The 11,215-nt window shown below is 58.3% G+C and carries 13 protein-coding genes; 5 read left to right on the top strand and 8 right to left on the bottom strand.

The features are described 5' to 3' along the window. Positions 1-35 precede the first annotated feature (35 nt). The 6 genes from AC5JQH_RS16185 to AC5JQH_RS16160 all read right to left on the bottom strand — a co-directional run bounded on the left by AC5JQH_RS16185 (position 36) and on the right by AC5JQH_RS16160 (position 5,986). Entirely contained in the window at positions 36-368 is a 333-nt protein-coding gene (locus AC5JQH_RS16185) for a hypothetical protein (RefSeq protein ID WP_493805753.1), read from the bottom strand. Positions 369-371: 3 nt separating this feature from the next. Further along, complete coding sequence (gene mmsB, locus AC5JQH_RS16180; protein ID WP_476157793.1) at positions 372-1,259, bottom strand: 3-hydroxyisobutyrate dehydrogenase; 888 nt, start codon at positions 1,257-1,259, stop codon at positions 372-374. A 27-nt stretch (positions 1,260-1,286) separates the two neighbouring features. Next, complete coding sequence (locus AC5JQH_RS16175; protein WP_008175942.1) at positions 1,287-2,357, bottom strand: enoyl-CoA hydratase/isomerase family protein; 1,071 nt, start codon at positions 2,355-2,357, stop codon at positions 1,287-1,289. A gap of 33 nt (positions 2,358-2,390) precedes the next feature. After that, positions 2,391-3,170 (bottom strand): enoyl-CoA hydratase, encoded by a 780-nt coding sequence (locus AC5JQH_RS16170; RefSeq protein ID WP_008175944.1) that lies wholly within the window; start codon positions 3,168-3,170, stop codon positions 2,391-2,393. A 62-nt stretch (positions 3,171-3,232) separates the two neighbouring features. Continuing rightward, the gene (locus AC5JQH_RS16165; protein ID WP_219122907.1) at positions 3,233-4,399 is read right to left on the bottom strand and encodes an acyl-CoA dehydrogenase family protein; all 1,167 of its coding nucleotides are present in this window, start codon (positions 4,397-4,399) and stop codon (positions 3,233-3,235) included. Between the two features lie 93 nt (positions 4,400-4,492). Next, positions 4,493-5,986, bottom strand: a complete 1,494-nt coding sequence (locus tag AC5JQH_RS16160) for a CoA-acylating methylmalonate-semialdehyde dehydrogenase (RefSeq protein WP_008175948.1) — start codon at positions 5,984-5,986, stop codon at positions 4,493-4,495. A 162-nt stretch (positions 5,987-6,148) separates the two neighbouring features. Here AC5JQH_RS16160 and AC5JQH_RS16155 point away from each other — a divergent pair, with 162 nt between their 5' ends. The 3 genes from AC5JQH_RS16155 to AC5JQH_RS16145 all read left to right on the top strand — a co-directional run bounded on the left by AC5JQH_RS16155 (position 6,149) and on the right by AC5JQH_RS16145 (position 8,504). Beyond that, positions 6,149-7,024: an AraC family transcriptional regulator gene (locus AC5JQH_RS16155; protein ID WP_008175950.1), complete on the top strand. Its 876-nt coding sequence runs from the start codon at positions 6,149-6,151 to the stop codon at positions 7,022-7,024. A gap of 103 nt (positions 7,025-7,127) precedes the next feature. Then, on the top strand, positions 7,128-7,556 hold the full coding sequence (locus tag AC5JQH_RS16150; protein ID WP_008175952.1) for an SRPBCC family protein: 429 nt from the start codon (positions 7,128-7,130) through the stop codon (positions 7,554-7,556). 147 nt (positions 7,557-7,703) lie between these two features. Next, the gene (locus AC5JQH_RS16145) at positions 7,704-8,504 is read left to right on the top strand and encodes an oxygen-binding di-iron domain-containing protein (protein ID WP_008175954.1); all 801 of its coding nucleotides are present in this window, start codon (positions 7,704-7,706) and stop codon (positions 8,502-8,504) included. Here the strand turns inward: AC5JQH_RS16145 and AC5JQH_RS16140 are convergent. Then, complete coding sequence (locus AC5JQH_RS16140; RefSeq protein WP_227497869.1) at positions 8,501-9,124, bottom strand: tetratricopeptide repeat protein; 624 nt, start codon at positions 9,122-9,124, stop codon at positions 8,501-8,503. The genes AC5JQH_RS16145 and AC5JQH_RS16140 overlap by 4 nt on opposite strands. Positions 9,125-9,328: 204 nt before the next feature. Between AC5JQH_RS16140 and AC5JQH_RS16135 the strand changes: the two genes are divergently transcribed. Together AC5JQH_RS16135 and AC5JQH_RS16130 are read left to right on the top strand one after the other, a co-directional pair. Beyond that, positions 9,329-10,054, top strand: coding sequence for a YebC/PmpR family DNA-binding transcriptional regulator (locus tag AC5JQH_RS16135; protein ID WP_008175958.1), 726 nt, complete (start codon positions 9,329-9,331; stop codon positions 10,052-10,054). Positions 10,055-10,091: 37 nt separating this feature from the next. Then, positions 10,092-10,838: a glutamine amidotransferase gene (locus tag AC5JQH_RS16130; RefSeq protein WP_493805752.1), complete on the top strand. Its 747-nt coding sequence runs from the start codon at positions 10,092-10,094 to the stop codon at positions 10,836-10,838. Between the two features lie 21 nt (positions 10,839-10,859). Here AC5JQH_RS16130 and AC5JQH_RS16125 read toward each other — a convergent pair whose 3' ends face one another. Further along, on the bottom strand, positions 10,860-11,210 hold the full coding sequence (locus tag AC5JQH_RS16125) for an FHA domain-containing protein (protein ID WP_008175962.1): 351 nt from the start codon (positions 11,208-11,210) through the stop codon (positions 10,860-10,862). Positions 11,211-11,215 lie beyond the last annotated feature (5 nt).

The following is an 11,215-nucleotide window of genomic DNA, read 5'->3' as shown; positions in this document are numbered from 1 at the left end:
GCGTAGTCGCGGTTATTCAACGAAAAGACCGAACGTTACTCACTCGCCTCCTGGAGCGAACGATACCATTCGGCGTACGGCGTGTTCTCGATCTTGCACTGGGTATAGTCAGGTTCGTCATCAGACCACCAGACCGGCCCGCGCTCACCCAGGGCGCGCTTGGCGTGATCCACCTGTTGCCGGGCATCACGCTCCTGGCTCTCATCGCCGGACGCTTTCGCATCACGCACCATCCGGCGAGCAGCCATCAGGCGCTTGACCTGCTCCCGGTACACCTGCTCCGGAAGACCGGGATTCGAACAACGCCACAGGCGCCCCTTTACCACAAGGTAGCGCCCGTCCGGCGTTTTGATCGTGTCTTTACCCAACCTTTATTCAGGCTTATAAAGCCGCTGAATGCTGGAGAAATCCAGGCTACCGTTGCCCTGCCCAGCATGGAGCTGGAACAGGTTGCGGGCCAGAGAGCCCATGGGAATGGAAGCCTGGTTCTTGACGGCGTTGTCGAACGCCAGCCCCAGATCCTTGGTCATCAGATTGACCAGGAAGCCGCCCTCGTAGTTACGTGACGCGGGTACGCCCTCCATCACACCTGGCCAGGGGTTGTAGACATTCAGCGCCCAGTTGCCACCGGAACTCTGCTTCATGATTTCCGAGAGCACCGCCGGATCCAGACCGTTTTTCACTCCCAATGCCAGCGCTTCGCTGGTGCCGGACATAAGGATGGCCAGCAGCATGTTGTTGCAGATCTTGGCCACCTGGCCGGAGCCATGATCACCGGCGTGGAAGATGTTCTTGCCCATGGCATCGAGAATCGGCTTGGCCTTGTTAAAGGCCTCTTCCGAGCCACCGCAAATGAAGGTCAGCGTACCGGCCTTGGCACCGCCCACGCCGCCGGATACCGGCGCATCGAGGAACGGGATGTCCTTGGCTCGTGCCACTTCGGCCACGCCCCGTGCTGTTTCCGGCGCGATGGTGGAGGAGTCGATAACCAGGGTACCAGCAGGCAGTTTCGCCAGCAGGCCATCATCACCCAGGTAAACCGCTTCCACGTGTTGCCCGGCAGGCAGCATGGTGATGACACATTCAGCGCCATTGGCGGCTTCGTGGGCCGTGTCTGCCGTTTTTGCGCCTTCGGAGACCAGCGCAGCTACAGCATCTTTGGACAGGTCGAATACGGTGACCTCGTGGCCCGCTTTTACCAGGTTTCCGGCCATTGGGCCGCCCATGTTACCGAGACCGATAAAGGTAATCTTTGCCATGTCTTTTCTCCTTGTTCTTGTAATAGATCAGCTAAAAAAATCGTCGATCCAGGCGCTGTCCATTTCGGCAAGGGACGCATAGCGCCAGCGGGGCTGCTGGTCCTTGTCGATCAGAAGCGCTCGGATGCCTTCGGCAAACTCGCCCTTGGTCAGGCACTTGGTGGAAAGCACCAGTTCCTTGTCGAGCACCTCTTTAAGGCTGTCGTGTTTGCAGCCGTGCAGGTGCCGCCAGACCAAAGCCAGGGATGTGGGTGACGCACCAGCCAGGGAGCGGGTCGCTTTCGCCACCCAGCCGTCGCCACCAGACAGTTCTTTCAATTGATTAACGTTCGCTTCCAGGGAGTCAGCATCGGTAACCCGATTGATCTCATCGAAATGAGTGCGAACAGGTGACTCCGGCATGGCGTCGGCGCTCTCACGCTCGTATTGACGCAACACACTACCGACCACTGCATGAGGATCTTCGCCCTGCCAGTTACGCTTGCACAGCTCGGCAACAACATCGGCCTTCAGATCATGCCGGATGAAGCGGTCGGCAAGGCCAGTAAAGATTGCATCAGCGCCGTTCAGGCGAGCACCGGTCAGACCCAGGAACAAGCCGGTGCGCCCGGGGGTGCGGTTCAGGAACCAGCCCGCCGCAACATCGGGGTAGAGGCCGATGGTGATCTCGGGCATGGCAAGCTTCGATCCTTCCGTCACCACCCGGTGAGACGCGCCCTCCATAATGCCCATACCGCCACCCATTACGATGCCGTGTCCCCAGCAAACGAGCGGTTTCGGGAAGGTATGGATCAGGTAATCCAGCTCATATTCCTCGGTGAAGAATGCCTCACCCTCACTGGCACCCTGTGGCTCGGTCATGCTGCGATACAGGGCAACGATGTCGCCACCGGCACAGAACGCCTTGTCGCCCTCGGATTCCAGCCAGACGGCCTGGATTACGGGGTCCTCCGCCCAACGCTTCAGTTGCGGAGTCAGCAACCGGATCATTTCCAGAGACAGCGAGTTCAGCGCTTTGGGCGTATTCAGCCGGGCCACGGCGATCAGCGCGCCATCGCCCGTCTTCCATTCTTCGAAGATAATGGGTTGATCACTCATAACAGGTCCTTGAGCCAGCCATCAAAGCCGGCTTCAGCGGTTTTTCCATTCCGGCTTGCGCTTTTCGAGAAACGCGTTTACGCCTTCTTTCTGGTCTTCGGTAGAGAACAGCTCAACAAACAGTTCCCGCTCCATGCGCCAGCCGTCGTCGTGGCTGCGGCCATCGCGGGCGCTCATCACCAGGGTCTTGCAACGAGCCGTTGACGACGGGCTCTGCTGGCACGCCATTTCCGCCAACTCCAGCGCCTTATCAAGGCTCTGTCCGCTCGGCACCACTTCCTCAACCAGGCCGATTCGCAGTGCCGTATCGGCCTTTACCCGCTCACCGCACAGAATCATCCGCTTGGCCCAGCCCTCACCCACCAGCCAGGGCAGGTTCTGGGTGCCGCCGGCACAGGGCAGCAGGCCAACGCCTGCTTCGGGCAGTGCCATCTGGGCATGCTCTTCGGCAATGCGGATGTCACAGGCCATGGCGCACTCCAGGCCGCCACCCATGGCGTAGCCGTTCACCGCCGCGATAGAAACACCGCGGAACCGCTGCAGCGTGGAGAAGGCCTCGCCAAAAAGCTGGCCCATCTCGTTCGCCCGGGCCTTGTCGCCATCGGCGAAGGTTTTCAGATCGGCGCCGGCAGAATAGAACTTCTCGCCCTGCCCGGTCATTACCAGGGCAAAGATGTCCCGGTCTTCGTTCAGTTCCTTGACGATGTTCGTCAGGGCAATGAGGGAATCCTTCGTCCAGGTGTTGGCCGGTGGATTGTTGATGGTCAGTACCGCGATATGTCCGCGTTTTTCGAGCTGAATCAGGTCACTCATTTGCTATTCCTCATACTGAAAATGGGGTCGGATGACGTTTTCATCAGACCCCATTTTTATGCTTATTGAATTGCCTCAGCCACGCCGTCATCGAGCAGGCGACGGGCAACAATCAGACGCATGATTTCGTTGGTGCCTTCCAGGATCTGGTGCACACGCAGGTCACGCAGATAGCGCTCAAGCGGGTATTCACGAATGTAGCCATAACCGCCGTGAAGCTGCAGGGCCTCGTTGACCACTTCGAAACAGGCATCGGTGGCGAACCGTTTGGCCATGGCACAATGCAGTGTCGCTTCCGGATCGGCGTTATCAAGCTTGAACGCGCCCAGACGAACCATCTGCCTCGCGGCAACCAGGTTGGTGGCCATGTCGGCCAGCTTGAACTGCAGAGCCTGGAAAGCCGCCAGCGGCTTACCGAACTGTTCCCGCTCGTGCATGTAGTTACGGGCACGGAGAAGAGCCGCCTGGGCACCACCAAGGGAACAGGTGGCGATATTCAGACGCCCGCCATCGAGCCCCTTCATGGCGATGGCAAACCCATCGCCCTCGTCACCAACTCGGTTGCTGGCCGGAATGCGGACATTCTCCAGGCTGATCATCCGGGTAGGCTGACTGTGCCAGCCCATTTTTTCTTCGTTCTTGCCGTAGGAAATGCCGTCGGCATCTGCGGGAATCACGAAGGTGGAAATGCCTTTATAGCCGGAGTCCGGCGCTCCGGTTCGGGCCATCAAGACCAGAATATCGGTGGCCCCAGCGCCGGAAATGAATACTTTACTGCCGTTGATTACGTAGCTGTCGCCATCCCGCACGGCCTTGGTGCGAAGACTGGCCGCGTCTGAGCCGGCACCCGGCTCGGTCAGGCAGTAGGATGCGAGCCATTCGCCGCTGGCGAGTTTAGGCACGATTTCCTGCTTGAGATCATCCGACGCAAAGCTGGCGACCATCCAGGTAGCCATGTTGTGGATAGTGATAAACGCGGCGGTCGAAGGGCACGCAGCAGCGAGCTCTTCCACGATGACCGAGGTGTCCAGCCGGGACAGCCCCATGCCGCCAAGCGCTTCGGGCGTGTACATACCCATGAAGCCCATTTCGCCGGCTTCCTTCATCACATCGACCGGGAAAATATGCTCGTTGTCCCACTTCGCAGCGTGGGGCGCCATGGATTTTTCCGCGAACGCCCGCGCGGCCTCGCGAAACGCCAGCTGATCTTCGGTGAGGTTAAAGTCCATCGTTACGCTCCAGATATAGAGGGCTTGGCATTGGGCGGGGAAAACAAGGGGCCGGAAACAGGTTCCGGCCCAAATACCCCACCTTCAACGCAATTAACGCAACTGGATAGAGAAGTTGGCTTCCGAGCTGGTCGCTTCACTGGAGAACCAGCGGGAGGTAACCGTTTTGGTTTCGGTGTAGAAGCGAACCGCCTGCTTGCCGTAGGCATGCTGGTCACCGTAGAAGGAACCCTTCCAGCCGGTGAACGAGAAGAACGGCAGGGGCACAGGAATGGGGATATTCACGCCCACCTGGCCTACGTCGATCTCATGCTGGAAGCGACGCGCGGCACCACCGGAACTGGTAAAGATGGAGACGCCGTTGCCGTACGGGCTGTTATTCACCAGCTCGATGGCATCACCGAGGGTGTCGGTTTCCATGCAGGAAAGAACGGGACCGAAGATCTCCTCGTTGTAGATATCCATCTCGGTGGTAACACCGGAGAACAGCGTCGGGCCAACCCAGTTGCCATCGGGCAGTCCGTCTACGGTGCAGCCGCGACCATCCAGCAGAAGGTTAGCGCCCTGCGCTTCACCGGTCGCGATCAGAGACTCGATACGGTCTTTCGCTTTCGCGGAGATGATCGGGCCATAGCTGGCACCGGAATCGTTCCACGCGCCTGGACGAACTTTCGCCATGGCTTCTTTCAGCTCCGGAATCCACTGCTGGGCTTCGCCCACAAAGACCGCGACCGAAATTGCCATGCAGCGCTGGCCGGCAGCACCAACCGAGGCGCCAACCAGGGCATTGATCACTTGCTGTTTGTCAGCGTCCGGCAGGATCACCATGTGGTTCTTGGCACCGGCGAAACTCTGCACACGTTTCATGTTGCGGGTGCCGGTCTCGTAGATGTAACGGCCAACAGGCACAGAACCTACGAAAGAAACGGCCTTGATGGCGGGATCAGTCAGCAGTACGTCAACCTGCTCCTTGCCACCGTGAACCACCTGCAGAACGCCCTTGGGCGCACCGGCTTCTTCAAACAGCTCGGCAAGGCGCATGGGGGTCAACGGATCCTGCTCGGAAGGCTTGAGGATAAAGGTGTTACCGCAGGCAATCGCCATTGGGAACATCCACAGCGGGATCATGGCCGGGAAGTTGAACGGCGTAATGCCGGCGCACACGCCCAGCGGCTGGATCCAGGAGTGGGTATCCACTTCACGGGCAACGTTCTCAACCGTCTCACCCATCATCAGAGAAGCGACGTTTCCAGCGTGCTCAACTACTTCAATACCGCGCCAGACATCCCCTTTGGCGTCTTCAAACGTTTTGCCGGTTTCCTGCGAAAGGATTTCAGCAATCTCGTCATGATGTTTTTTCAGAAGTGCCTGATAGCGGAGCATAACCCGGGCGCGCTCGGAAACCGGCACTTCCTTCCAGGTCTTGAATACCTCACCGGCATACTTGATGGCCTGCTCCATTTCCGCATGAGTCGTGTTCGGAGCCTTGGCGATCACTTCGTTGGTGGCGGGGTTGGTAACTTCAATCCAGTCCTTGGTCTGGCTCTGGATGAATTCACCTGCAATATACAACGGTACATTTTTCATGTTGATGTCCCTGTTTGTTGTTGTGCGGGAAGCCGGCCGGAACCTGAGGGTTCCTTGCCACGTTTACCCAAAGGCTAGCACGGGATTGACCAATGGGTGATTGACTAAATTTCGCCCGTAATGGACTATCTTTCGATAAAGCTCAAACAAACAAGACCAGAAATGACCCAAACCTCACAGTGGCCGGTGCCCAAAGACAGCATTCGCTACGTGGTGCCTGAGCCGATCATTCGACTGCTCGCGAGCCATCCACTTACCCGGGATCTCTATCCGCTGGCGTTCGGCCACTACCGGCGCGCCGTCGGCCATCACATGCATCGGGAACACCATCACGACAATCTTTTGATCTACTGCACGGAAGGCCGTGCGTTCCTGAACGTAGGCGGGGAGCCCTACACGGTGGAGGCTGGCGATCTGCTGCTTTTGCCGGCCGGTGCCAACCATCGGTATACCGCCGATCCGGACAACCCCTGGACCATTCACTGGGTGCACTACACCGGACCACTGGCAGCAGATTTTCAACACTACATGGGGTTCGACGGCCCGACCCGGATTCGTCATTTGGGCCGGCAACCCCGGCTTCTGGTTGACTTCAATGGCCTGCTATCGGTGCGACAGACCGGTTTCCGGGCCCGCGGCCTGATCCACGCGGCCAACCGGCTTCGGCAACTGTTGGCTGCGGTTCCGATCAACGCCGACGAAACCGGGCACGAGCGGCAGGCAGAACTGGAAACCATTCACAACTATATGCGGGAGCATCTGGATGAGCGTATCAGCCTGGAGCAACTGGCCGATCTTGCCGGCCTCTCACCGGCTCATTTCGCCACCCGGTATCGGGAACAGACCGGCACCTCCCCGATCCAGCACTTCCTGCACCTGAAGGTGGAACGCGCCTGCCAGATGCTGGATACCAGCAGCCTGAGCTTCGCAGACATAAGCCGACGCCTGGGCTATGACGATGCTTACTATTTTTCCAGGCTTTTCAAAAAGGTAATGGGCCAGTCACCCCGGGACTACCGGCATACCGCCCGGCACTGACCCGTCGACAGAGGCCAGATTGAAACCTGCCGCCTTCTACGACTTTTGTTGTAGGAGCCAAGGGGTTAGGCTGGGGGCATCGAATGACAAAAAGAGTGAGCCCATGGCCATGTACACCATTGAAATTGACGAAACCTTTGACGTACCCCGACGACGGGTTTTCGCCCTGTTCGCCGACCATTACCGTTTCGGAAAACTGCTGGGAGCACCGGTCAAACGAATCAAGGACAGCGATCAGGCTGATCCCAACGGCATCGGCTCCGTTCGCAAAATCGGCATCGGGCCGGTCGGCCTGGAAGAAACGGTGACCAGCTTCGAGCCGGATTCACTGATCGAATACACCATCACCAGCATGAGCCCGATCCGCAACCATCTGGGAAGAATCCGTTTCGAGGACACACCGGAAGGCCACACCCGGGTGAACTACACCATCACCTTCGAAGACATCGTACCGTTCACCGGGAAGGTCGTCAGCAGCGCCCTTGAACAGGGTATTCGCCGCGGGATCAAACGGGTACCACAGCTGGCCTGAGAGCCGGCAACAACAAATCGTTACTTGAGGAATATCAGAGAATTGACCTGAGGCAAGAGTTGGCTTTTGTCAATTTTGTAATCTCCGCGCAGCTTGCAATATCCGGCCATTCCGGCCGGATCAAACTGTATTTTGCGGGAGACCGAAATGGCAGCCGAACCCATTGTCCTGTTCGATAACGGACACCACAAATGCCTGATGTTCGATTCCCTGGTAACCGGAGAGGGCGTCCAGTCCAACCAGTTCCTGATTGTCGACGGTAAACATGAAGCACTGATCGACCCGGGTGGTGACCTCACCTACACCCCGCTGTCGGTGGCGGCATCACGCTACATGAACATCCGCGACATGGATTACGTGTTCGCCTCTCACCAGGACCCGGACATCATCGGTGCCATCGACCGCTGGATCGTTCATACCCGCGCGAAGATCGTAACTTCGAAACTCTGGGCCCGGTTCCTTCCGCACCTGGTTTCCAGCTACGTGACCAACCAGCTCAGCGGCAGCGTGTACGACCGCATCGTTAGCGTTCCGGATGCCGGCGCCAATGTGAAATTCGGGGAATCCTATCTGCAATGTCTGCCAGCCCACTTCATGCATTCGGTCGGCAACCTGCAGTTCTATGACCCGGTCTCGAAGATTCTGTTCTCGGGCGACCTGGGCGCCTCCATGGGGGGCGAAGACGATCACCTGCCTGTGAAGGACTTCGACAAGCACATACCGAGCATGATCGGCTTCCATCGGCGCTACATTGCCTCCCGGAAGGTTTGCCAACTCTGGGCGAATATGGTCCGCGACATGGATGTTTCGATGATTGTGCCCCAGCACGGCAAACGCTTCGAAGGACCGGTGATGGTCGATCGCTTTCTGAACTGGGTCAGCGACATGGAGTGCGGCATCGACCTGATGACCCAGGAAAACTACCGGCGCCCGGTCGATTACGTTTAACTGCCGGAAGGCGAGCACCGAGACCGGGGCAATTTATTCTCCGGTCCGGCACTCGGCCCCAGCGCTGACAGGAACTGCTGTGCTGAGGGCTGGCCGCCGTCAACTGCCGCCAGCCGGATCAGACACAAGCCTTCAGCCATGCGGCCTTCGTCAAAAAGGCTTTTTCCCAGCCGCCAGCGGGCATCACTGTTTCCCGCTTCCGCAGCTCGGCGATACCAACTGAGTGCTTCGTCTTTATCCAGGACGGTTCCCCTGCCCTCTTCATAGGCCATGGCCACTTCGACCATACTGATGGAATCACCACTGTCGGCTGCCCGCAGGTACCACTGGAAGGCTTTCTCCTGGTTTTGTTCAACGCCCTGCCCCTGGGCATACATGTTGGCCACATTCAGCATGCCCTGGCGGCTGCCCTCCTCTGCCAGCTCCAGATACTGCTCGAAGGCCGATTCATATTGCCCCATCTTGTAGACGACATAAGCGTTGAGAACCCGGATCATGTCCCGTGCCACCTGGTCCTGATCGCCGTTCTCGTTACCCCCGGCACTCGCCAACGAGCATGAAAAGACCAGGCACAGAAACAGCATACGAACCATTGTCTGCGTTGCGCTTTGTCTTTGCATTCTGTTCCCCGACGCCTGCCAGTTGTCCTCTCACGCTAGCAGTGGCTTGCCTATAGGTCTGTGCATCAAAAGTGCTGTCCTGCTGGCACCTTGGTATTGGCGGATCGTGAAAACCATCCCGGAACAGGGGCCAAATAAGCCTGTCCCAAACCGGCAATGTTGAGTAAAATCCGGCCTTTTCCAGAGAACCAAGAGGCAGCGCAGATGGGCAGAGCCTACCAGAACCGCAAAGAATCCATGGCCAAGACGGCTGCGGCAAAAACCAAGGTCTACAGCAAGTACGGCCGCGAGATTTACATGAGCGCCAAGTCCGGAGGCCCCGATCCCCAGGCCAACCTGTCCCTGCGCGGACTGATCGAGCGGGCCAAGAAAGACCAGGTGCCTTCGCACGTCATTGAAAAGGCCATCGACAAGGCCAAGGGTGGCGCCGGCGAAGACTATGCTGCAGCTCGCTACGAAGGCTACGGACCGGGCAACTGCATGGTGATCGTGGACTGCCTGACCGATAACCCGAACCGCACCTTTGGCGACGTGCGCCTGGCCTTCACCAAGACCAAGTGCAAGATCGGCACGCCCGGAGCCGTGTCTCACATGTTCGACCACAGCGCTATTTTTGCGTTCAAGGGCGAGGATGAAGAGGCCGTACTTGAGGCGCTGATGGAAGCGGATGTCGATGTAACCGACATCGAGAATGAAGATGGCCTGATTACCGTGTTCACACCGAACACCGAATACGCCAAGGCTCGCCAGGCACTCGTGGACGCAATCGAAGACATCGATTTTGAAGTGGATGAAATCCAGTTTCTGCCCAAAACCACCACAATGGTGGAAGGCGACGACATCCCCATGTTCGAGAAATTCCTCGACATGCTGAACGAACTGGACGACGTGCAGAACGTGTTCCACAACGCCGAACTGCCAGAGCAGTAAACAACCCGGGCCGCCGGCCGCGCAGGAAGATAGCACCATGCAACAGAACGCTCCCACAAACCGCAAGGCGCGCGTGGTGGTCCTTAAAACAGGCACCACCTACCCGGACATTCGGGCAAGGTTTGGCGATTTTGACGAGTGGTTCCTGCGCGGGTTGTCAGATGAGCTGGATATAACCGTTGCCAATGCCGAAGCCGGTGAACTGCCGGGGAATCCGGAAGACTGGGACGGCATCGTGGTGACAGGCTCTCCTGCCATGGTCAGCGACCGGGCCGAATGGAGTGAGAACGCGGGGCGTTGGCTGGCAAAAGCGGTCAGAAGCGAAGTGCCGGTGCTTGGTGTCTGCTATGGCCACCAGTTACTGGCCCACGCGCTGGGCGGGGAAGCTGGTTACCATCCGAATGGCCGGGAAACCGGCACCCACGAGGTTGAACTCCTTCCCGAGGCAGCTTCCGATGTCCTGTTCCGGGAGCTACCGGAAAAATTTCCGGCCCAGCTGACACACCGGCAGTCCGTGCTGCGCCTGCCTGAAGGCGCGGTGTTGCTGGGACGCAACCAGTTCGAGCCTCATCAGGCTTTCAGAATTGGTCCCTGCGCCTGGGGCGTGCAGTTCCATCCAGAGTTCACGGACGCCATTATGAGCGCCTACCTGAAGGTCCAGGCGCCCGACCTGACACGGGAGGGGCTTGATGCGGAGGCCCTGATCGCCGGCGTAAAGCCAGCGCCGGATGCGTCCTCGCTGCTTTCCCGTTTCAGCAGATTTGTTCAGGATCGGATCCGGTAATTCGCGGGCCAACCGTTAGGGTCAGTCGAGGATATAGGCGGTTTTTTCCATTGCCTGCTCTTCTTCATCGATGAAACGGAACTCATTCCAGCCAATGCGCACCATGTCGTTGCTGTTGAGACGCTGGCGGTCAGCAACCCGCAATTCGTTCACAAAAGTGCCATTGGTGCTGTTGCTGTCGGTAATGTAGTAATCCACCGTACCTTCCAGATAGGCATTGGGCACCGCTTCTATCAGGGCGTGCTGGCCGCTCACAGAAATTTCATCAATCTGGATATCGTTGTCCGGGCGCCGACCGATGCGCGTTTCCGGTTGACCGAGTTCAAAGGTGTTAACAACAACGTTATCCACCAGTTGCGAAAGCGAAGCCATGTCAG

It is taken from the genome of Marinobacter sp. H13, from assembly GCF_059072335.1.
This window is presented reverse-complemented; position numbering and strand designations above follow the sequence as displayed.

Excerpts from the sequence above, each read along its gene's own strand:
- AC5JQH_RS16125 (WP_008175962.1), bottom strand. The coding sequence starts at position 11,210 with ATGGCTTCGCTTTCGCAACTGGTGGATAACGTTGTTGTTAACACCTTT.
- AC5JQH_RS16175 (WP_008175942.1), bottom strand. The coding sequence starts at position 2,357 with ATGAGTGATCAACCCATTATCTTCGAAGAATGGAAGACGGGCGATGGC.
- AC5JQH_RS16145 (WP_008175954.1), top strand. The coding sequence starts at position 7,704 with ATGGCAGCCGAACCCATTGTCCTGTTCGATAACGGACACCACAAATGC.
- AC5JQH_RS16170 (WP_008175944.1), bottom strand. The coding sequence starts at position 3,170 with ATGAGTGACCTGATTCAGCTCGAAAAACGCGGACATATCGCGGTACTG.
- AC5JQH_RS16140 (WP_227497869.1), bottom strand. The coding sequence starts at position 9,124 with ATGCAAAGACAAAGCGCAACGCAGACAATGGTTCGTATGCTGTTTCTG.
- AC5JQH_RS16150 (WP_008175952.1), top strand. The coding sequence starts at position 7,128 with ATGGCCATGTACACCATTGAAATTGACGAAACCTTTGACGTACCCCGA.
- AC5JQH_RS16135 (WP_008175958.1), top strand. The coding sequence starts at position 9,329 with ATGGGCAGAGCCTACCAGAACCGCAAAGAATCCATGGCCAAGACGGCT.
- mmsB (WP_476157793.1), bottom strand. The coding sequence starts at position 1,259 with ATGGCAAAGATTACCTTTATCGGTCTCGGTAACATGGGCGGCCCAATG.
- AC5JQH_RS16130 (WP_493805752.1), top strand. The coding sequence starts at position 10,092 with ATGCAACAGAACGCTCCCACAAACCGCAAGGCGCGCGTGGTGGTCCTT.
- AC5JQH_RS16160 (WP_008175948.1), bottom strand. The coding sequence starts at position 5,986 with ATGAAAAATGTACCGTTGTATATTGCAGGTGAATTCATCCAGAGCCAG.
- AC5JQH_RS16165 (WP_219122907.1), bottom strand. The coding sequence starts at position 4,399 with ATGGACTTTAACCTCACCGAAGATCAGCTGGCGTTTCGCGAGGCCGCG.
- AC5JQH_RS16155 (WP_008175950.1), top strand. The coding sequence starts at position 6,149 with ATGACCCAAACCTCACAGTGGCCGGTGCCCAAAGACAGCATTCGCTAC.